We start from the raw sequence: 20,955 nt of genomic DNA on the forward strand, positions 1-20,955 counted from the left end.
ATAAAGGGCATGCCAATTTTTGATAATAGAAGATTTTCTTCATTTTAGTTCATATTTTATTGTGCTTAAATATTTTTCCGCATCTACTCCTGCAAAAAAGGGAACAAAATTTGCTGGTTTTCATCTTTATCAATATTATCTTTGGAAATAGCGGCTGAACCTGTATCGATGAAAGGCGGAATTTTCTTCCCATTTAGAACATCCGAAGCAGCTTGAATACCTAAATAACCGATCTTGAATGGCATCTGCACGATCATATGCTGGATCGTTCCTTTTTGCAAAAATGCCACCTCTTCATAAGAATTATCGAATCCGACCAATTTCACTTTACCGTTTAATCCCAATTCGTCTATCGCCTGCGCGGCTCCGAGAGACGATACTTCGTTCAATCCCACGATTCCTCCGATATCGCGGTGAGTTCGCAGCAAGTCCGCAACGGTTTGCCTCGCCTTCTCTTGATCATCGTCGCAGTAGAACGTTTCCGTACGCCTTTCCCTATTCAGCGCTTGCAATCCGCTTATGACGCCGCTTTCTCTGTCGATTGCGGATTGCGAACCTCTTACATAAGAGATAACGGCAACAGATGACTCCGGCTCAAGCAAATGGTGGAGCAATTGGCCGGCCCGAGTTCCTGCAGCGGCATTATTCGTGGTAATAAGACTATCAGCCACATTGCTGCGAATCCCGGAATCGATCAGTATCAATGCAATGCCGCTCTTCTTGATTTTCTCGCCAACCGCAACAAGCCGATCGTAATCGGCGGCTGCGAGTACAATGGCATCCGGCTTCTGGCGAATCGCCTCTTCGATGGCCTGAATTTGTCCGTCCACATCGGATTCGCCGCTTCCGCCTGTAAGTGTCACATTCAGCTTGTATTCCTCTGCTGCGGCATGAATGCCCGCCGTCACGACCCGCCAAAACTGCGCTGTTATCTGCTTGTTTTTCAGCACAACGATAACCGATTGAGGGCGGGAGTCGGACAAATTGCTCAGCATAAACAGCCCGTAGCCTAAGATAACGGCCAACACGAGCGCCAACGTCAGACGGATCAGATTTTTCCCTGCCATGTTGCACCTCACTCTATGATCGGCAAAGTCATATACACCGTCGTGCCTACATCATATTCACTCTCAATGTGCAATCCATAAGAATTGCCGTAGTACAATTTGATCCGTTCGTCCACATTCCTCACACCGATGCCGCCGCCTTTGGAAGCGCGTTCCTTATTTTTAAACACGTTATCCAGCTGTTCCGAGCTCATGCCGACTCCGTTATCGGAAATTTGCAACAGCAAGCGGGCTTCATCCCTGAATCCATGAATCATAATCTTCCCTTTTTCCTGCTTGTTTTTAATCCCGTGATATATGGCATTTTCGACAATCGGTTGAAGCATCACTTTTAATACCTTGAACATATGCAAATCCGGATCGATATCAATTTCGAAATCCAAATGATCACCGTATCGGATCTTCTGAATGTTCAGGTAGCTGCGAATATGCTCGATCTCATCCGCGAGCGGCGTGATATCCGTACCTTTGCTGATACTTAACCGAAACAGCTTGGACAGCGAGTACGTCATTGTGATGACTTCTACCATCTTCTTACCTTCAGCCATCCAAATAATGGAATCCAACGTGTTGTACAAAAAATGAGGATTAATTTGCGCTTGCAAAGCCTGAAGCTCGCTTTTTCTTTTCATTTCCTGCACAAGTGTATTTTGTTTGAGCAATTCTTGTATTTCATAAGTCATTCGGTTGAACGCTCGACTTAGGGCGCCGATTTCATTCGCTTCGCGAATATCGACAACCGTATCGAAGTTCCCTTTTTGCACGTTTTTCATCGATGCCTCCAATTGTTTAATCGGTTTAGCGATTCTTCTGGACAAGAAGAGGGAGATGAACAAGGCAATGAGCAGGCAGCCAGCTCCGCCAAAGAAATACGTCAACTGGATTTCCTTGCGATTATGTACCATTTCATCCAGATAGCTAACCCCCACGATTTTCCAACCAGTATCCTTCGATGACGTGACCGAATACATCTTGCCTTCTCCATGATCGCGCACGGAAACGCTTCCATTATCCATTTGCAGAACGAGGGGGATATTCTCTGTCTTGAGCTTGTTATATATTAATTGCTGCTGTGGATGGTATACGATACGGCCGTTTCGGTCGACGATAAATACATACCCCCGCCTCCCCAGTTGCACGCCATTGCATATATCGGTAATGACCTTATAGTTCAAATCGACGAGAAGCACGCCGAGAAACGTATTTTTACCGTCCGTGCTTGTCAGCTTGCGGCTTAACGAAACGACCCAGTTATATTCATCTTTCAGAATCGTCTGAACATGAGCGGCGGAAATAATCGACTTACCCTCTGCGCGAAGGGCATCTTGATACCATCCCTGCTGCTTGGGGTCCACAAAAGGATTCAGAACATTAGATCGGTTCATCACATTGCGGCCTTCATTTCCAAATATGATAATGGAGGAGATATCTCCCCGCGCATTCAACACATGATTAAATTGATTTATAATTCTTTGTTTATACTCGTTCAACACGGATTCGGTGTGAAAATCCAACTTCATTAAATATTCCGTAATGTCCGTATTCATCAATGCCACGTCAGCAATACTTTGCATATATGCAATATAATATTCAATATTGCGATCTACCTGATTGACAATTTGCTGTGTATTTTCTCTTGCATTGGATTCTACGGCGTCAAAGGCGAGTTTATAGGAGAGCAGGCCAATGATGGAAATCGTGAATACGATCAGAGCAAGAAAGCTTGCCATTAAATCCGTTTGAATGGTTTTAATTCCCCACTTGTTCTTCCAATTCATCGTCATCATTCCCTCGATTTCTGGATTCGCGAAATTGGGTCGGCGACAACCCTGTCGACTTGCGAAATGCAACGCTAAAATAGTGAGCATCCTTGTACCCCGCAAGCTCGGCAATTTCGTATGTTTTGAGCGAGGTTTGCCAAAGCAATTCTTTGGCCTTATTGATTCTGCATAGCGTCAAAAATTCAATAAACGTCATGTTTGTATAATTTTTAAAAATAACGCAAAAGTAACTGGTGCTAATCGACAAATGCTTGCAGACCATCGGGGAAGTTAAGCCAGGATCCGATAAATTATCCAAAATAAATTGTTTCGCTTTATTGGCAAGCAAATTCCCGGTATCCATTCGTCTCTGCACGATGAATGCCATTGTATTTTCAAACACATCTATTAGCCAATGCTTCGCTTCTTGCAGCGTCTTCATTTCAAATATTTCGGTAAATATATTTTTTTCTAGTATTTGACCCTCAGAAATGTGCAATTCTTGCCAAACATCTATCACTGCGAACAGCAAAATCTGGATGTGCATGCAGCATTCTTTCATCGGGATATTCCCTGAGAGTAGTTCCTCGAAAAACAAATGGATGATGGCATGCATGTCAGCCGAATTTCCTGTCTTTAGCGCCTTGGCCAACTGAGTGCTTAGCCTCTTGGCATTGTAAGCGGATAGATTTTCTTTTTGCGCCATATCCTGAATAGGAATAACTTGGTTGCCTCCTAGCAGATAGCGGAAATCGAGGGCGGACAACGCACCCCGGTAAGATGCATGAAGCTCCTTCAAGCCTGCGCACGGAAGGCCGATGCCTGCCGAAACAGACAGCTTCAAATAATGTTTGACGGATTGCAGAATCATGCCGCTGGCTTGCTCAACCATCTCGGCAAGGGATAGCTTCTCTTCTCCTGAAAACAGGATGACAACTTGTCCCAAGTGGTTGTTGAATACGACAGGATGTTTGCTACATGCTTTGGAAATATCTTCACAGATGTTTTGTATGGCAAAAAATAATAATTCATTGTCAGTCTCTGGATAATGGGCTTGGATTTCCTCCGTATCATCCAGATCAATGACGGCGGCGCATAGATAGTCGCCGGGCAGGCTAATGTCGAAATACTTCATTTTCTCGGCAATTTTCTTCTCGGTTAAATCTCCCGACACCCATTGATCCAAAAATCTCATCCTCAATAGTGGGAGACTTACTTGCAATTGTTCGTTTATTTTGTTCCAATTTTCTAGGTTCTCCCTGTCTTTATCCAGGTCTTTTTTTAAACGCCCCAGAATCTCGTGCAACATTTCAGGCAGAATCGGTTTTAACAAATAGTCATGCACTTTGAATTTAATTGCTTGTTGGGCATACTCAAAATCATCATGTCCGGTCAAAATGATTACTTTCGTTCTCGAATGGTGCGTAACAGCAAATTCAGCCAGCTCGAGTCCGTCGACAAAGGGCATGTAGATATCGGTGAGTAGAACATCAGGTTGATAGCTTTCCAAAGCTTCTCTGGCTGTGAGGCCGTTTTCACAGATGGCGATCAAATCATAGCCCAGCTCACTCCATTGAATATGATCTCTCATCCCTTCGCGAATGACTTTTTCATCGTCAGCGACTATGATTTTGTACATGTACACACCCCAATTTGTAAGCGATATCAGCAGATTAAACTAATTCAGCAAAACAGAAAACTGACGTTAAATGGCCACATACTGAAGTTCAATGGTGTAGGCTTTATGTGCACTTGGCAGCATTTCGTACTAATGGGTGGCTTCAGGGATTAAAGTTCATGATGCTATTGCGATCATAATGTGTGGGGGGGGGGATCCAAAGGAGAAGTAAAAATATTGAATATAAATAAAGATATTTTTCACTATAAAATACCTCTTGCGCATATACCAGGTTCGTCCGATCTCCTGAAGCAATGACACCCACCCTACTTTCAGTTCATCGGATGCCTGCCAGAGGCCAGAAGTTATTTCCGTGCGAACCTGGTCTACGGGAAAACTCCTTTGAATATCGCCAAAGAAAAAGTCGAGCGGAAACTGACTAACCACATAACTTGAAATGGAAGGAATAAAGATTGCGTTATAAATAAATGTTCCTAGCTTATCTATTGTATAGCCATTCGGAGACATCAATATCTATGCTCGCACGCACACGCAGCAAATTTACTTTTTAAAATTCAAAAAGCTAATCTCCTTAAATAAGAAGGACATTGGCTTTTCGCTTAAATTATATTGACTTAGAATGTATCTCGCTAGACCATTAATTGGAGAACCATTCTTCCTGCCTCTTGGTCATATGATTCGCCATCCACAGACAAACATCCCACAGATCAGCGACAGGCTGGTTTGTAAAAGGCAGCGTATGCATATAGCCCGGCGGGCCGAATTCCGGTGTAAAGGTGATTTCGGCCCGGCCTTTAGACCTATGCTGCTCGGCGATTTGCCGCCACCAGCCCTCATGGGTTTGAAGCTCTTGAGCGTATTCCGGAGCGGCGGGGTCTGGCACCTGAGGCCCTTGCGCATAACCGATGCGGCCATGGATATGAATGACCCGTTCCATGACAACGGCAAGATTCGCTGCTTGATCCTCAAGGAGTGATTCGCACACACAGCACCAATGACTGAAATCAGCCGTCAAGCGCAGATCGGGCAGTTCCTTCAACAGCTCAGCCGTCCCCCAAGGGGTAAACATGGCGCGTCCCCGGTGTGTCTCATGTCCAATCGGAAGGCCTATCCGCTGTTCGATGGCTAATGCTTTTGTAAAGAAATCGATTTGCTCGCTCCAAGGCATCGAGTCCTTCGCGCTGTGCGAGTTGATCAGGATCGGATTGAACAGGGCCGCTTGCTCTACACTTTGCTCAAAAGAACCCGCATGGTTATCTGCATGTGAGAATACCATTGCAATGTAATCCAATTGATACTCGTTCAGCAATTCCCGAAATTTAGCTGCATGTTCAGGCGCTGGCAAGGGAGATTCTACACCTTTGTAACCGGCTTTAGAAATCCGCTCGAATTGTGCCTCCAAAGATCCTTCCATGCCCCACAACGCTTTAATCATTTTCAATTGCATGTTCGCATTCCTCCAATTTGTTAGACGCCCCATTCTTTGCGTGCTTGATCAACTGTTTTGGGCGGCGTCTTGCCCCAGGCGTAATGCCCCTTTGGCTTGCTGCCCATCCATCTTTCGTCCGTGGGCTCCGCCGCAAGCTGATAACGCGTATCCGCACTAAGTCGGTAACGGTTCGTCGTATTGTTTAATGAAGCGTGCATCATATACATGCCGAATATAATCGCATCTCCGGCCTCGAAGGTTGTAGTCGCCCATTGGCCGCCGAACGTATCGACGATTTCGACTGGATCTTCAGAAAACCAACCAGTTGCCACGTTATCGCGGTCTACGTCCATCTCTCCATAAGTTTGCTTAATTTTGTCAAAATGCTGCGAACCGAGACATAAAGCTAACGTTCCCAATTCAAGCGAAGTGTCCCCAAAAGGCGTCCACATCGTATATACGTTTTTGGTCCCCCTCCCCATGTAAACGATATCATAATGTGCTCCAGTATTTCCACCATGACCGACAGCACGTGGCCATTTATAATCATAGGTCAGGGCAGGCCCCCCTAACAGACGTTCGAAAAAATCCATGACCGAGGAGCTGTTTACTACGTTAAGAAACTGTGGAAACGAATCCTTCAGTTCGTCAGCGCTCTTCCCCCACATAGCGCCCTTATTTTCTCCGCCGATTACACCTTCCTCGAGCGGAGCAGCAGGGTCTAGCCTTCCCATCTCCTGCATGCTTTGCAGAAATTCCATTCTCGCAGAAAGCACTTGATTTCTATCGTGTAAACCGCGGATCAGCAAATATCCGTCTTCCGCAAGCCGTTCCCTTAACGCTTCCGTATCCTTCATAATATCGTTGGAGCTCCTTAGTTCAGTCAGATAAGGCCCTCCCATTTCCAAATATCGTTGTCCAATTTGCACATTCATGTTTCATGTCCCCTTCCGTTATCAGTAGTTGGTGCATACTTAAAGCATAATGGAAGGGAACCTGAAAGTCGTTAGCCAAAAACAAACAGAATTTACTCAAAAACAGGCTTGATGAGAATTAGTGATGATACATCCGCTGTAATTTTTTCCACTCCGTCGGGGATTGCCCCTCGAGCTTTTTAAACCATCCAGAAAAAGCATGCAGCCCAGAGAAACCAATAAGTTCCGAAATCGTCTGCATGTCCTTGTCTGACGAGCTCAGAAGCCATTTGGCTTCGGCCAACTTACACATCTGCTGATACCGTTTGGGCGTCATTCCGTACACCTTATGGAATTGTTTGCGAAATCCTTCTTCCGAAAGGCCCGCTACTTGAGCCAGGTCGGAAATCTGTATGCCTCTTTGCAGGTTTTGCCGAATGTAATCGGCTGCATGCGTGATGGAAAGAGCTTGCTGTTCCGGCTGCGAATGCTCATAAATGAATAGCGACAACACTTGAATCCACGTCAAATAATTTTCTTCCCGTTCTTTCAAAGGGGCGGAATAAATCCGCAGCCACTGGCGAAAAAGCAGCTCGTACTGTTCCCCGTCCAATCGTGATAATGAAATGATTCTCGGGACATTGCCCGTAATCAGCTTATCAAACCAAGCCCTCGTTCCCTTGGGCAGCCCCTCCATCAGCAAGACACCGAAACGAATGGCTGTTACCGCATGGAAGGAATGAGGGAAGTCAGAGGGAATCAGCACCACTTGTCCCGTGTCAACGTCAAACTGACGATCCTGATACCGGAACATTCCGCGCCCTTCCAAAATAACGGTAATCTCCAAGCTATCGTGACGAAAGAAGGAAGAATCTTCCCAATTCTTGTCATGTGTCCCGATAAAGCTTCGGATTTGCAGCGGTTGATGCATCGGCAACTCCCCTTAGGTTAGCAATTCAAGTAACATATAAGCTTAATTGAATAAATATGAATGTTATACATTTGCTGTTGACTATAGAATGAATTTAGATGCAATTAATGTCAAGTCCAGGGGAGCATATATTTGGATACTTCTAAGAGGCTGTCCCATAAGTTGAATTTTAGTAGGTAAGCGTCGGTTGATTACTTTCATGTGGAATGAAGGGGCTTTCAGATCAGATCAGTTCAGTTCAGTTCACCCGAGTGTAAAAGCCTGCGAAAATACAGGAATTCCCCGGCGAATTCGGTTAAAAAGTGGAAATGCCTGCAATTGTGCAGGCATTTTATCTTTTTCAGCCGTAAATCCAGAAAAAGCCTCAAAAGCCTGCACAATCGCAGGAATTTAACAGTTGAGGCTATTCCAGATGCAAAAAAGATGCATAATTGCAGGTTTAGAGAAAGCAACTGGAGCTAGCACTCAGAGAAAGTAGAAGGTTCATCAAGAAATTCTCAGAACTCGTAACAGCAATAGTGAAATAGATCCGGACAGCCATATTCATACGCATGAAAGAAGATCACACGCAGAACGGCCAGAACAGCCAGTTTATGTCAGGTTACAATGTACCATCCGAGCTGCCGGTAATCGAATAGTAAAAACAAGTTTGGTATAGGCACGATCGAGCCTCTCCGAATCCCAATCAAAAAACAAAAAAGCTGTCCCTCAAGTAGGTTTATCTACTTATGGGACAGTCACTTAATAAGAGAAACTATACGCTAATAGTCACGGAGATCATCATTCGTTATGACAAAAAGAACCAGCGCTGATTTGCGCCGCCATTATCATACCATTGAATGGCCTGCCCAAGGTCGGATGTCGATGCTCCTGACATATCTAATAGCTTGCCACTGTTGGTTCCACCCGTTATTGCTCTGCCATTGAATAATATTGGGGCCCCATCGGATGTAGACGCTCCGTTGACATCCAATAAATCTCCGCTAGCTGCGTTTCGGATATTATAATATCCGTTCCCTAAATCTTCGAGATACCACTTTTGATCATTATTTTCTAGATTCGTGTATTGTTGGATAAGCGCACCGTCCGCTTATTTATCCGATCCGCTGACTGACAGCGCTTTTAAGCTGTGTACATTTATAAGTTTCAAAGTAACCGGCGTTCCAGAAGCGTACGTCTTTGGAGTTACTGCGGGTGACGATACAGATACAACTAACACTAGTGCCAAAATCGCTATCAACCCGAACCTACTTAGTAATCGTTTCAAGAAAATACACTCCTTTTTAATTTAATTTCTTAAACTTTTTTAAAATCTTTTATTTGGAATTATTCCCAATTTCACCCTTCACTAGATGGATTACTTTTTTCATTGATATTTTCAGGGTATTCCTTACTAGCATGACAACAATGATCATGGATTTGAAAAGCCCGCATCCCTAAACTCAGATTGCGGCCTTTTAAATCGGTTTCTGGCATGCCGATAACACAACTAAACAAGGCTGCCGAAATTCTCGGCAGCCTTGTATGATTTTCCAAAAAATTACAGCCTAGTATCGTCTATCGGTTTCTTCCGTTCTGCCTTTTGGCTTTCACGGAATTCGGATGGCGTTACTCCTGTCCACTTCTTGAACTGCTTCATGACAAAAATAACCGCACCGAGCAAATCGCTCGCGTGCGGTCTTTCGTGTAAAATCCTTATCCTTCGTTTGATTCAACTAGACGGCTCAGCCATGTTCCGGTAGTCGGCTCACCCGTCTTATGTCGATGCTGCACGCCGCTGCAACCCGAATATCGAGTTCCGTATTCTCGGGAGCTGTAACAACGAGCGAGGCGATCTCCCCGTTCTCAGCTTTCCAAGCGACTTCGATGCACCCGCCTAGCGGCAGGGGCACCGTTCCACTGGCCCAGCTTAAATCGCCATGACTACCTATTTTTGTTCATCATCATTTCAAGAACAAGCTTGTCAATTTCCGAAGTTGCTTCATTCCCAATCCGGCAAAAGTTATCAATGGTCTTCTCGGCGTCTTCTTCAATAAAGCCATTCGTCGATGAAATGGACATCCCTTTGGAAGCGAGAAGCGCAGATTGCACCGCAGCGCTCGTACAGGTTGCTACTTTCATCGCGCAGCCGCCTTTGGCTCCATCACACATCATGCCCGTCACATTCCCAAGCATGTTCTGGATGGCTGCTTTAATCTCCTTCTTTCCGCCGCCAAGCAAATAGGCAATGCCGCAGCTTGCTCCCGTGGCGGATACCGTAACTCCGCATAATGCGGATAATCGGCCGAACTTGGATTTGATATGAATCGTGACCAAATGGCTTAAAGCAACGGCACGAATGAGTTGTTCCTCCGATGAGCCTAGCTTCTCAGCTGCCGCGATAACAGGGTTCGTCGCTGCAATGCCCTGATTGCCGCTGCCGGAATTCGCCATGACTGGCATGCTGGATCCAGCCATACGGGCATCCGATCCGGCGGCTGCAAGAGCCATGGCATGCGAAGTCAGGTCGTCGGATAATATTCCTATTGCCACATTTTCCTTAATCGTCTTCCCAACTTCAAGCCCATAGGCATGCGCCAAACCGTCTAAACCTGCTTTGTGGTTCAGTTCAATACTTTGTTTGACCAAGTGTAGATCATCATGATTGACAGTATTCACGAAATCCACAATTGTGTCTATCGTTAGCTCGTTCCGATCCTCTTTGGAACTCTTGAAGCTGGCATTAGCGCAGCCCCCTGTATCGACAACCTGCCCGTCGACTTCGATCAGCGTAATATTCGTATGATTATCTGTAATAACAACCTTGGCATATCTTTGTTCGGATTCGACAATGACCTCAATGTATAACTTCTTTGTTGTGTCCGCAAGCTGGAAAACAGATACGCCTTGCTCAACCATGGTTTGAGCCGTAGTTATATCTTCTGATTTAATACCTGCGAGGACTTCAAGCTGTTTCTCCGCTTGCCCGGCAATAGCTCCTAATGCTGCAGCTAAATCGATCCCTGTCAGCTTCGTTCCAGGTATGCCGACGGCAAGTGCATTTTTGATAATCCCAGCGCTGGCTTTCACCGTAATTTTGTCAATGTGCCCTGGCATATAAGTTCTTGCCTTGGCCGCAGCAAGCGCTATTGCCACCGGCTCTGTGCAGCCAAGAGCGACAACGAGTTCGCTTCTCAAGATCTGAATGAATGGATGTGTGTCCATGCTGTACCTCCTTTAACACCGACAGGTACCAAGGACCTCCGAATGATGATTAAAATATACTATAATTGGAGCAATCAATACAACTAATTAACGTCATTAATTAATTTGGATATAGAAAAAATCTATAATCAGACATAGTTTTTATTGAAAAAATTAACAATTTCTTTGAACGCCGCTTACCTTCTCCGAATTAATATACGTTAAACTAACTCTATTATATGTTCTACAAAACGGAGGCTAAGCATGCACAACATCAAATTCTCCAAGCGGAGGAACTGGATTCAACAACGCAATAAGGAATGGCCAGGCTTCTTTAAAGCCGTATTCAATGGGAACGCCGGTCGTGTAATGGCCAAGGCAAAGCCCTTTACTGTGCGCAAAAAATTGCTGGGCTCTTTTTTGATTACAATCGTTTTGTCAGCAATCGTTGGCTTTACCGGGTTGGTTAATATGTCGTCCATGCAAAAATTGACAGGAGAAATTACTAACTCTTCCTTGCAGGGAATCAATACCATCAACAAAATTAATTTGCTTGCGCAACAAATGTTAGCCTTGCAGGCTACGATGATTATGGAACCGAATGAAGACAATAAAAAGCAGTTCATCCCGCAGTCCGGTGCGATTTTCAAGCAAATCGACGATAATTTGCTGCTTTATAGCCAAAAAGCACAAAGTGACGAGGAACGCTTGCATGTTGGACAATTAAAGGCCAAATGGTCATCTTATAAAGACGTATACTCGGATTCTTTCATTATGGCAACAAGGGTTAACTTCGTGGAAGGTGCCGGTGCCTATGCTGACCAGATTTCCAAGATGCTGAAGAAGTCGAAAGAAGCTTATGAATCCATGCAGCAAGAGATCGATGCCCTAGGCAAACTAAATTACGACGGCGCTGTAACTTTATCCGAAAATAGTGAAGGCCTCTACTACAGCGCTGTCCGCAACACCGGAATCGCGGTATCTCTTGCGGTTATTCTCTCTATTGGTCTAGCCCTCCTTCTCTCAGCCAACATTGCCGAGCCAGTGAGACAAGTATCCGGCACCCTGCAAAAAATTGCCGAGGGAGACCTTTCATCCTCTGCCATTAACGTCAAAAACCGCGATGAAATTGGGCTTTTGGTTCATTCACTAAATCGTATGACCCTGAATCTCCGAGACACGATTAAGCAGATACGCGACACCTCCGATACCGTCGCAGGATCGTCCAATCAGCTCCTCGAACATTGCGAACGCAATGTTCAGGCCGCTGGCGAAGTGAAGCAATCCATAGAGAGCGTAGCCGCAGGAGCAAGCGATCAAATGTTGGGCGCTGAACAAACCAGTGTGGCCATTGATCAAATTATAGATGGCCTTAGAAAGATTGCAGACTCTACCGTAGAAGTTTCGTCGATGGCTGCGGAAGCTTCTCTGCAAGCAAGGAAAGGCGACTCCTCTGTACAAAACGTCGTTCATGTTATGCATAACATTAGTGAAGCTGTCGTCGATGGCGAAAAAGGGATTCGGAAACTGGAAGAACATTCCCGCGATATCGGCAACATTGTCAATCTGATTGGAGATTTATCGCAGCAAACCAACTTGCTAGCCCTGAATGCGGCGATTGAATCTGCACGGGCAGGAGAATACGGACGAGGTTTCGCTGTTGTCGCTCAAGAAGTAAAGAAACTATCTGAGCAATCAGCTAATGCAGTTAAGCATATCGGCGCAATGATCAAGCAGATCCAAACAGATACGCATCAAGTTGCCATTACGATGAAGCAGGGGCTAGGCGAGGTAGACAAAGGACTGGAGAGCATTGGGCAAGTGGAAGTATCCTTTGCGAACATCGTTTCTTCAGCGGAGGATGTCAACCGCAGCATTCAGGGAGCGGCAACTGCCGCTCAAGTGCTGGCGGCAAGCTCTATACAGGTGTCCGTGACCATCGAGGAGATGAACACCATCGCTCATCGCTCGGCTTCTTCGGCAACAGCAGTTGCCGCAACGACGGGAAGGCAGCTCGATTCTCTTAACGGCATGGCAGGTTCCGCCCACTCGTTAAGCAGCATTTCTCAGAACTTGAGGCAATCGGTCAACCATTTTAAAGTAAATTAATTCACAATAAAAAAAAGTTAAAGGACCTTTTGGTTAAGTCCTTTAACTTTTTTTCATTGTATGCCGATCCCCTGGGCCATCAGCTTTCTTTCAGACTGCGTTTACTTCGTTAATTTAAGCGCCCTTAGAATAACAGTTGCAGCTTCGGCGCGGGATGTGTTCGCCTGTGGCTTCACGGTTTGATCTTCAGCTTGAATACCTGAGCTTCATAAGGACGAAGCTCCAAACGCTGCAAATCCAAACCTTTATTTATCTCATAGTTGCCTATGAGCTGCTCACCCGATGTACAGACAACTGTATTCGGAAGCTCGAAAGTGACAGGCATCTCATAGAAATTCAAAACAACCAGCAAGCGCTCCTCACCCAAAGTCCGAGTATACGCATAAATGCGTTCATCCTGTTCCAGAAGCAAGTCATACTTTCCGTATACGATCACATCATGCTGCTTGCGAAGCTCAATTAAACGACGGTAGTAATGAAATATGGAATCTGGATCACTCAGTGCTTCTTCGGCATTAATCTGCGTATAATTCGGATTTACAGTAAGCCACGGCGCTCCGGTTGTAAAACCGCTATGCGAAGTAGTGTCCCACTGCATTGGGGTGCGGGCATTATCTCTTCCCTTGCTGTAAATGGAAGCCATAATGTCATGAACGCTATGTCCCGCATCGCAGTATTCCTTGAACATATTGAGCGTCTCAATATCTTGGTAGTGATCGATCGAATCGAATTTGACGTTCGTCATACCAAGCTCTTCACCTTGATAAATATAGGGTGTCCCTTGCAGCGTGTGAAGCAGCGTAGCCAGCATTTTGGCGGATTCCTTGCGCAGTTCGCCATCATTCCCAAAACGTGAAACCATTCGCGGTTGGTCATGATTGTTCAAATACAAGCTATTCCAGCCTTTGCCATACATCTCGTTCTGCCACTTGCTCATAATGCTCTTAAAAGCAGGAAGGGTCCATGGCTGGACATTCCACTTTCCACCAGGGCCGGAATCAATATCCATCAGCTCGAACTGGAACACCATGTTCAGCTCGTTCCGATCCTCACCAACGTACTTGACAGCATCTTCCGGAGTCACGCCAATGGTTTCACCCACGGTCATTACATCGTATTTGGACAGGACCTCGCGGTTCATTTCCTGTAGAAACTCATGTATCCGCGGACCGTTCATGAAGTAGTCTCCGCCGAAATTATAGGTTCCATCGCCCGCTGCGTCTGGCAAACCTTGTACCTTGCTGATCAGGTTAATGACATCCATCCGGAAGCCGTCAATTCCTTTGTCAAGCCACCAGGTCATCATGTCGTACACCTCACGGCGCACTTTTTCATTTTCCCAATTCAAATCTGGCTGCTTCTTGGAAAATAAATGAAGAAAATACTGTCCCGTCACTTCATCTAACTCCCAGGCCGATCCACTGAAAAAGGAAGACCAGTTGTTTGGCTCCTGCCCGCCTTTGCCGTCCCTCCAAATGTAGTAATCCCGATAAGGATTCTCTAAGGACTTGCGAGACTCGGCAAACCATACATGCTCATCCGAACTGTGGTTGACAACAAGATCCATGATCAGCTTCATGCCGCGACTGTGCAATTCGTAGAGCAGCTGTTCCCAATCGCCAATCGTGCCGAAGTCATCCATAATGCTTTGGTAGTTGCTAATGTCATAGCCGTTATCATCGTTGGGAGATTCATAGACGGGCGACAGCCAAATGATGTCCACCCCAAGCTTCTTTAAGTAATCCAGCCTCGAAATAATGCCGGGAATATCCCCAATGCCGTCACCGTTGCTGTCTTGGAAGCTGCGGGGGTAGATCTGATACACAACGCTTTCTTTCCACCAAGTTCTATTCAAGTTGTTCATATTGACACTCCTATCCACTTGTTTACTTCACAGCACCTTGCGTAATACCATTAATAATCCACTTTTGCGCAATCAGATAGACGATAACCATCGGGGCGAGTGCAAGCAGATACGAGGCAAATGCCAAGTTAAAGTCCGTACTGAATTGACCTTGAAATACATACTGCACGAGAGGAAGTGTATACGATTCCGGTTTGCCTAGAATAATAAGCGGCAGCATAAAATCATTCCACGTCGACAAGCAGCTCAAAATGGCAATTGTGGCATTAATCGGTGCCAGCAGCGGGAAAATAATACGCCAGAAGGTTCCATAGGTGGAGGCTCCGTCAACCGTCGCAGCTTCTTCCAATTCAACCGGTATGGTGCGGATATAGCCAACATACACAAAAATGTTGAATGCAAGTCCATACACGATGTAAAGAATAATTAACCCTGGCATGTTGTTCATATGCAAATCCGTTGTCAGCTTTACAATCGGAAGCATAATAATTTGGAAAGGAATGAACATTGCGCTAATGAAATAGAAGTACAAGCCTTTAAAAAACTTCTTGTTCATATTCCGCGCAATTGCATAGGAAACAAGCGAATTGGTCAACAGAATGAAACCAACAGAACATACGGTGATAACAAAGCTGTTCCCTAAAGCCGAGAAAAAGTTGGTCGCCTCAATGGCATTCTTGAAGTTCTCGAAGTGCAATCCCGTTGGGAGCGAAAAAACAGATTTCGCCATTTCCTCCGGATTTTTGAGCGCAATAGCAACGGCCATATATAAAGGGAACAAAATCAGCAATGATCCCAGAGCGATCAAACTCGTGACGATCCAATTCGTGGAATGTTTTGTCATTACGCATCCATCTCCCGATTCTGCAGAAATTTAAGCTGTACGACGGAGATGACCACAATCACGATAAAGTAAATAACAGCATTCGCGGCTTGATACGCAAACTCTCCGCCTTGGAAGCCGCCTTGATAAATCAAGTAGGCAATGGACTGTGTCGCGCGACCAGGTCCGCCTCCTGTCAATGCGACGATCTGGTCAAATACCATCAAGGAACCCTTCATAGCCAAGACCATATTGATTGTGAAGAAAGAAGAAATCATCGGAAATGTGATTTTCCAGAACGTCTGCCATTTACCGGCTCCGTCCAAACTGGATGCTTCATAGATATCTTGCGGAATCGTTTGAAGTCCGGACAGATAAAGAATCGTGTTGAACGCAATCCCTTGCCATACAGCAACGATAACGATCCCAATCCAAGCCCATTGTTCATTGCCAAGAATGTTGGTGGACAGGAACTCGATTCCTAATTTCTCTCCCCACGTCGGAACAATGTTGGAAAATAAATAGTTGAAAATATAACTGACAATAAGTACCCCAAGAACGTTAGGGAGGAAATAAACACCCCGGAAGAAATTACGGTATTTGATACGTGAGTTTAAGCCCAATGCAATAAGCAAACTTATCACATTAATGAATATGGTGACGACAATCGCGTATTTAAAAGTAAACAAATATGAGTTCATCACATTGTTATCTTGAAAGAGGCCAATGAAATTCTTAAAGCCAACAAAGTCGTACCCTTCACTATACCCGTCCCAATTCGTGAAAGCGTAATAAATGCCTTGCAAGGCAGGAAAGGTATGAAATGCGAAAAATAAGAGCAATGCTGGTATGACCATACTGTAATACGCCGCTTTTTTTGAAACCATGATGATCCTCCTTTAATAAATAGGGAGAGAGCGCCTTACGGCGCCCTGCTTCTATGTGCTTCGGCGTTTACTTGCGGTTAGCAACTTTATCCCACTCGGTATCAAATTGTTTCACATAAGCATTGACATCTTTTTTCTGCAGGTAGCTTTGGATAATCGTATCGGCTTTAACAGCACCTGGAATGTAGTGATCGGAGAAGTCTTCAATGTTGCCGCTTGCGAATGAAGCATTCAGATCTTGTACGCTTGCATCTGTTTGATTCACGTTTTTAACAGCAGAGAACGCTTTTTGCTCGTCGATGTAAGTTTGAACATTCTCAGGTTTCAGCATGAATTCAATGAACTTCTTAGCTTCTTCAGCATGCTTGCTGTTTTTGGAAATAGTCAGCAAGGTATCAACGCCGGAAATAACTTTATTCTTGGAAGGATCGTTAGTAGCAGGCAATGGGAACACACCCAAATCTATGCTCGGATTTGCTTTTTTAATTTCTGGAATGGCCCATACACCTTGCAGGTACATCGCGGATTCACCTTTAGCGAAAGCCGTGTTGCCATCGTTGTAGCCTTTGCCCATCATATCCTTTTGACCAAAATCCAGAAGTTTCAACTGTTTGTCAGCCACTTCACGGAATTCTGGGCTGTCAAATTTAACGGAGCCTTTTGTTCTTTTATCATAGAAATCAATGCCTACAATGTTGGTCGACAAAGAGTTAAAAGGCACCATCACCGTCCATGAGTCTTTAATCGTCAGATAAAACGGAGTTTTACCGGCATCCTTCACTTTTTGCGCAGTAGCCATCAATTCATCCCAAGTTTTCGGTACGCTTAGACCCAGTTCTTTGAACATGGTCTTATTGTAGATCACACCGCTGGCATTAGCTGTAAAAGGAATAGCGTATAGTTGATCGGTGCCTGTCAGCTTTTTCAACATGTCTATGTAGGAAGGCTGGATAGTGGCTGTAAGGGAATCATTCGAAAAATCAGCAAATAAACCGCTTTTGGATAGCTGAGCGAACGTATCCGTTGCTCCAAGACCAATGATATCGGGTATGTCCTTCTTGGCTACACGCGTTTTCAGGACAGTTTCCGCATCTGGCGGGTTAACTTGAGTCACTGTGATGTTCGGATTTGCATCGTTGAACTTTTTGACCAGAGCATCGAAAGAAGCTTTGGCTTCCGCTTTATTCTGGAAAAACTCCAACTTCACTTTTTCCCCTTTTGCAGCAGGAGATGCCGTATTGGAAGAAGATTCACTGGTCGTTTTTCCGCCTCCGCAGCCTGCTAGTACCGAAAGGGCGAGGACGCTTGCAAAAATAGTTGTCGTTGTTTTTTTCATCGGTAAGACCTCCATTTTATAAATGAGATTATGAGTAAGGCTGATATTTATTAAAGTAAACGTTTAACCTAATGAGGTAAAAAATATGAATCTTAAAAAGCGCTTCACACCACCACCCTTAAAGAGTAAACCACGTTTAGTTCAACTATCGCAAGGCCTATATTACTGGAAAATTACTGCTTCATGTTAAACGTTTACTAAACAATCTGAAAAAGAAGCCCTTTTCAAGGCTTGGATCGCACTGTTTGTCTTTCTACCAGATGGTGACTTACAATGCTGCTCGACACTTGCGTTGAATCTTCTTCAATTAATGCAATTAACTTCTCCGATGCCATCCGCCCCATCATTGTCAATGGTTGATGGATGGTCGTCAATGGCGGATAGACCATTCTGGCAAACTTCAAATCATCGTAACCTATGATCGAGAGATCATCCGGAATCTTAAGCCCCCGCTCCATGGCAACATTCATTGCACCGATGGCCATCTCATCGCTTGCTGCGAACAAAGCTGTGAAAGGAGGCGCTTCTGCCAGCAGCTTCTTCATTGCTTCCGTGCCGCCCTCCAGATTAAAATCACCATTCGCCACTCGCGATTCGATGTATTCAATTCCATTGTCAGCCAAAGCCTGACGATACCCTTCCAAGCGTGGTAAACCCGCTATCCGGTCTTTAGTCGAACCGCTGATCATGGCGATCTCCCGGTGCCCTTTCTGAATGAGATAGTCTGTCGCATGATAGGCCGCTTGATGATCATCAACCTTCACATAAGGTATCATATGCTTCTGAGACATCGTATTCACAAGGATGACAGGAACTCTCATTTCCTTGATTGCTTGAAAGTATTCATCCTTAAGCACTTCACTGGTGAAGACAATGCCATCTACCTGCTTCTCCCGGAGGACTTGCAAATACTTCATGGTCCGCTTGCCTTCTTCAGCCGTGTTGCACACAATGACACTGAACCCTTTTTCCTGAGCAATCTCTTCAATACCGTGAAGAATATCAGATGAGAAGCTGCTGGACACATGCGGGAACAGAACACCAATGGTCTGTGTCCTCTTATTAACGAGCCCTCTTGCGATCGCATTAGGTTGATACCCCAACTCTTCCACTGCCTGCATGACCTTCTGTTTGGTCTTATCTGAATAGCCGGTGAGGTTATGAAGCACTCGGGAAACTGTAGCGACAGAAACATCAGCTGCCTTGGCCACATCTTTAATTGTCGCAGGATTCATAGCTTACATTACCTTCTTTGCATAACATCATTTAGTCTAACATGATTTAGCTGAGTAAACGTTTAAGTAATCTTAGAATAGTCTCCTGCTCAAAGTTTGTCAATTAATTTTTAAATCGCTTACAAAAAATATCACGGCAGCTGCCAGCCACCTCTTCCACCCATTAATTAACTAGCCTATTCAGTACATCGTCTATTTTTTTGCTGTTGGCTAGGTAGCCATGGTTCATCCACGTCATAAAATCGACCTCGAAGGCATGACGATTGCGTACGGCGGGAATGGTCTGCCACAACGGATGGGTAACTTGACGTCTTTCTGACCCTGCCTCTTGTTCATGCCACTTATCAAAAGCGAAGAAAATATAATCGGCCTCCAACTCTTGCAGCCATTCCCAAGTCACGCCCTTTCTGCCCGCTTCACAGGTTAACTCCTGCACCATCGGGTGTGGGACAATCCCCAAATCCCCCCATAGAAAAGGCTTCGTGTAGGTCTGATCAACACTAATGCACTCGGCGGATATACGCAGAAAAGCATACGTCCGATTTGTGATTGAACGGGTTAACCTACTTCTGGCCTTAGCTGCTTTGGTCTCATATTGCTGGATAGCCAGCTCCGCTTGATCGATCCGCCCCAACCGATTCGCCACTGTTCGCAATGTCGAGTACCAATCCTCATCATCATGCGTTATGATCTCCGTCTGCACAAAACGCTTGCACTGCTCGTATTGATTGGTTCGATATTCATAATCACTTCTTCGTGCGATGATTAAATCTGGATTGAATGTCGCCAGCGGTTCAAAGCTATTCTGCAGCACGTCGAAGGCTGGAACCGTATCTAGCCTTAGATATTCTTGCCGCCCCCAGCCAGCATGCGACCACTGCACAATCGGCGTAACTCCCAAAGTGAGTAGTATATCTTCCATGAGCAAGGAGACGATACGTATCTTCCCCCGATGATGATGCCTGTACCTCCCTGGCGCTATGCCCTCCATTTTCTTGAATCGCCGGTTGAAATAGAACTCGTTGTTGAAGCCGACATGCTGGGCAATCTCATGAATTCGATCCTCTGTTTTTAGCAGCAGCTGCTTAGCATGGTCGATCCTCAGCTTATTAATGAATTCAAGCGGGAATTGACCGGTCAGTTCCTTGAATATCCGTGTGTATTGCCACTGAAAAACGTTTGCATCCGAAGCCAACTGAGACACAGTCATTTGATCGGCGTAATGGTCGCTTATATAGTCGATCGAGCTTTTCACACTATCACGCAAGTTCAATGCTGGCGTCGCTCTCGTGTTTTGCTGTAGGACAAGACGAATCAACTCCTCGAACCGCACATGGTTGTAAAACCTCATCAAATCATTATCATCGGGACTATGCTGCTCAATTGTTTCTAATAGATCGACACATTGTGAGAACGGTACGCAAGTTAATGCGCCTATACACGGGAAAGCCTCCGGCGATTCGTATCGCCACGCAGCTGTATCCGAAACTCGAAACGCTTTGAACGTGACGAAGTAGAGAGAGAGGCTGTTTGCCTGTGTAGAGCAGAGCGCGGCTTGACCTGGCTCCGCCACAATCAGACTTTCCCTGATCAGTCCGAAGGAACGACTTCCTATCTTCACTTCTGCTGCTCCGTCCATAACGGCAAACAGCATGTACTCGCCATCGAGACCCTTGCACTTTTCGCTAGAAAATGGCGCCATATGGAGCTTCCGAATACCTGTCATGATATAAATGACGAAAGGATAGCGGCGAGATGCCGTCTCATTATTCATCTTA

At 45.3% G+C, this 20,955-nt stretch carries 18 protein-coding genes; 1 reads left to right on the forward strand and 17 read right to left on the reverse strand.

Going from position 1 to position 20,955, the window contains the following annotated elements; all coding sequences use genetic code 11:
- Positions 1 to 83: 83 nt before the first annotated feature.
- The 11 genes from BC351_RS06870 to BC351_RS06910 all read right to left on the reverse strand — a co-directional run bounded on the left by BC351_RS06870 (position 84) and on the right by BC351_RS06910 (position 10,944).
- Positions 84 to 1,067: a substrate-binding domain-containing protein gene (locus BC351_RS06870; RefSeq protein WP_079409992.1), complete on the reverse strand. Its 984-nt coding sequence runs from the start codon at positions 1,065 to 1,067 to the stop codon at positions 84 to 86.
- An 8-nt stretch (positions 1,068 to 1,075) separates the two neighbouring features.
- On the reverse strand, positions 1,076 to 2,845 hold the full coding sequence (locus BC351_RS06875; RefSeq protein WP_144028305.1) for a cache domain-containing sensor histidine kinase: 1,770 nt from the start codon (positions 2,843 to 2,845) through the stop codon (positions 1,076 to 1,078).
- Entirely contained in the window at positions 2,817 to 4,466 is a 1,650-nt protein-coding gene (locus BC351_RS06880) for a response regulator (RefSeq protein WP_079409994.1), read from the reverse strand. The genes BC351_RS06875 and BC351_RS06880 overlap by 29 nt, the downstream gene beginning before the upstream one ends.
- Positions 4,467 to 5,103: 637 nt before the next feature.
- Entirely contained in the window at positions 5,104 to 5,913 is an 810-nt protein-coding gene (locus BC351_RS06890; protein WP_079409996.1) for a sugar phosphate isomerase/epimerase family protein, read from the reverse strand.
- A gap of 20 nt (positions 5,914 to 5,933) precedes the next feature.
- Complete coding sequence (locus BC351_RS06895; RefSeq protein ID WP_079409997.1) at positions 5,934 to 6,830, reverse strand: phytanoyl-CoA dioxygenase family protein; 897 nt, start codon at positions 6,828 to 6,830, stop codon at positions 5,934 to 5,936.
- Positions 6,831 to 6,948: 118 nt separating this feature from the next.
- Positions 6,949 to 7,740 (reverse strand): helix-turn-helix domain-containing protein, encoded by a 792-nt coding sequence (locus tag BC351_RS06900; RefSeq protein ID WP_079409999.1) that lies wholly within the window; start codon positions 7,738 to 7,740, stop codon positions 6,949 to 6,951.
- A 787-nt stretch (positions 7,741 to 8,527) separates the two neighbouring features.
- Entirely contained in the window at positions 8,528 to 8,815 is a 288-nt protein-coding gene (locus BC351_RS43840; protein WP_079410001.1) for an RICIN domain-containing protein, read from the reverse strand.
- 15 nt (positions 8,816 to 8,830) lie between these two features.
- Positions 8,831 to 9,007 (reverse strand): hypothetical protein, encoded by a 177-nt coding sequence (locus BC351_RS42080; protein ID WP_158082002.1) that lies wholly within the window; start codon positions 9,005 to 9,007, stop codon positions 8,831 to 8,833.
- Positions 9,008 to 9,078: 71 nt separating this feature from the next.
- Positions 9,079 to 9,276 carry a hypothetical protein gene (locus BC351_RS41415; protein ID WP_144028306.1) on the reverse strand — a complete coding sequence of 66 codons (198 nt, stop codon included), beginning with the start codon at positions 9,274 to 9,276 and terminating at the stop codon, positions 9,079 to 9,081.
- A 188-nt stretch (positions 9,277 to 9,464) separates the two neighbouring features.
- Positions 9,465 to 9,671, reverse strand: a complete 207-nt coding sequence (locus BC351_RS42085) for an alpha-L-rhamnosidase C-terminal domain-containing protein (RefSeq protein ID WP_279628312.1) — start codon at positions 9,669 to 9,671, stop codon at positions 9,465 to 9,467.
- Positions 9,664 to 10,944 carry an L-cysteine desulfidase family protein gene (locus tag BC351_RS06910; RefSeq protein ID WP_079410003.1) on the reverse strand — a complete coding sequence of 427 codons (1,281 nt, stop codon included), beginning with the start codon at positions 10,942 to 10,944 and terminating at the stop codon, positions 9,664 to 9,666. The genes BC351_RS42085 and BC351_RS06910 overlap by 8 nt, the downstream gene beginning before the upstream one ends.
- A gap of 243 nt (positions 10,945 to 11,187) precedes the next feature.
- Here BC351_RS06910 and BC351_RS06915 point away from each other — a divergent pair, with 243 nt between their 5' ends.
- On the forward strand, positions 11,188 to 13,032 hold the full coding sequence (locus BC351_RS06915; protein ID WP_079410005.1) for a methyl-accepting chemotaxis protein: 1,845 nt from the start codon (positions 11,188 to 11,190) through the stop codon (positions 13,030 to 13,032).
- A gap of 172 nt (positions 13,033 to 13,204) precedes the next feature.
- On the opposite strand, the gene BC351_RS06920 is transcribed toward BC351_RS06915, so the two are convergent.
- The 6 genes from BC351_RS06920 to BC351_RS06945 all read right to left on the reverse strand — a co-directional run bounded on the left by BC351_RS06920 (position 13,205) and on the right by BC351_RS06945 (position 20,951).
- Positions 13,205 to 14,896 (reverse strand): glycoside hydrolase family 13 protein, encoded by a 1,692-nt coding sequence (locus BC351_RS06920; protein WP_079410007.1) that lies wholly within the window; start codon positions 14,894 to 14,896, stop codon positions 13,205 to 13,207.
- A gap of 22 nt (positions 14,897 to 14,918) precedes the next feature.
- A complete protein-coding gene (locus tag BC351_RS06925) occupies positions 14,919 to 15,740 on the reverse strand; it encodes a carbohydrate ABC transporter permease (protein WP_079410009.1) in 822 nt (273 codons plus the stop codon).
- Entirely contained in the window at positions 15,740 to 16,606 is an 867-nt protein-coding gene (locus BC351_RS06930) for a carbohydrate ABC transporter permease (protein WP_079410011.1), read from the reverse strand. Before BC351_RS06930 ends, BC351_RS06925 begins: the two co-directional genes overlap by 1 nt.
- 67 nt (positions 16,607 to 16,673) lie before the next feature.
- On the reverse strand, positions 16,674 to 17,942 hold the full coding sequence (locus BC351_RS06935) for an ABC transporter substrate-binding protein (protein WP_079410013.1): 1,269 nt from the start codon (positions 17,940 to 17,942) through the stop codon (positions 16,674 to 16,676).
- Between the two features lie 224 nt (positions 17,943 to 18,166).
- Positions 18,167 to 19,177 (reverse strand): LacI family DNA-binding transcriptional regulator, encoded by a 1,011-nt coding sequence (locus BC351_RS06940; protein WP_079410015.1) that lies wholly within the window; start codon positions 19,175 to 19,177, stop codon positions 18,167 to 18,169.
- 163 nt (positions 19,178 to 19,340) lie between these two features.
- Complete coding sequence (locus tag BC351_RS06945; protein ID WP_079410017.1) at positions 19,341 to 20,951, reverse strand: helix-turn-helix domain-containing protein; 1,611 nt, start codon at positions 20,949 to 20,951, stop codon at positions 19,341 to 19,343.
- Positions 20,952 to 20,955 lie beyond the last annotated feature (4 nt).

Origin of the sequence: Paenibacillus ferrarius, from assembly GCF_002027705.1 — a bacterium.
GTDB lineage: Bacteria > Bacillota > Bacilli > Paenibacillales > NBRC-103111 > Paenibacillus_E > Paenibacillus_E ferrarius.

What these genes read in the sequence shown, in the direction of transcription:
- BC351_RS06945 (WP_079410017.1), bottom strand. Translation starts at nt 20,951, where the DNA reads ATGAATAATGAGACGGCATCTCGCCGCTATCCTTTCGTCATTTATATC.
- BC351_RS06880 (WP_079409994.1), bottom strand. Translation starts at nt 4,466, where the DNA reads ATGTACAAAATCATAGTCGCTGACGATGAAAAAGTCATTCGCGAAGGG.
- BC351_RS06910 (WP_079410003.1), bottom strand. Translation starts at nt 10,944, where the DNA reads ATGGACACACATCCATTCATTCAGATCTTGAGAAGCGAACTCGTTGTC.
- BC351_RS06935 (WP_079410013.1), bottom strand. Translation starts at nt 17,942, where the DNA reads ATGAAAAAAACAACGACAACTATTTTTGCAAGCGTCCTCGCCCTTTCG.
- BC351_RS06875 (WP_144028305.1), bottom strand. Translation starts at nt 2,845, where the DNA reads ATGAATTGGAAGAACAAGTGGGGAATTAAAACCATTCAAACGGATTTA.
- BC351_RS06930 (WP_079410011.1), bottom strand. Translation starts at nt 16,606, where the DNA reads ATGGTTTCAAAAAAAGCGGCGTATTACAGTATGGTCATACCAGCATTG.
- BC351_RS06895 (WP_079409997.1), bottom strand. Translation starts at nt 6,830, where the DNA reads ATGAATGTGCAAATTGGACAACGATATTTGGAAATGGGAGGGCCTTAT.
- BC351_RS06940 (WP_079410015.1), bottom strand. Translation starts at nt 19,177, where the DNA reads ATGAATCCTGCGACAATTAAAGATGTGGCCAAGGCAGCTGATGTTTCT.
- BC351_RS06920 (WP_079410007.1), bottom strand. Translation starts at nt 14,896, where the DNA reads ATGAACAACTTGAATAGAACTTGGTGGAAAGAAAGCGTTGTGTATCAG.
- BC351_RS06890 (WP_079409996.1), bottom strand. Translation starts at nt 5,913, where the DNA reads ATGCAATTGAAAATGATTAAAGCGTTGTGGGGCATGGAAGGATCTTTG.
- BC351_RS06925 (WP_079410009.1), bottom strand. Translation starts at nt 15,740, where the DNA reads ATGACAAAACATTCCACGAATTGGATCGTCACGAGTTTGATCGCTCTG.
- BC351_RS06870 (WP_079409992.1), bottom strand. Translation starts at nt 1,067, where the DNA reads ATGGCAGGGAAAAATCTGATCCGTCTGACGTTGGCGCTCGTGTTGGCC.
- BC351_RS06915 (WP_079410005.1), top strand. Translation starts at nt 11,188, where the DNA reads ATGCACAACATCAAATTCTCCAAGCGGAGGAACTGGATTCAACAACGC.
- BC351_RS06900 (WP_079409999.1), bottom strand. Translation starts at nt 7,740, where the DNA reads ATGCATCAACCGCTGCAAATCCGAAGCTTTATCGGGACACATGACAAG.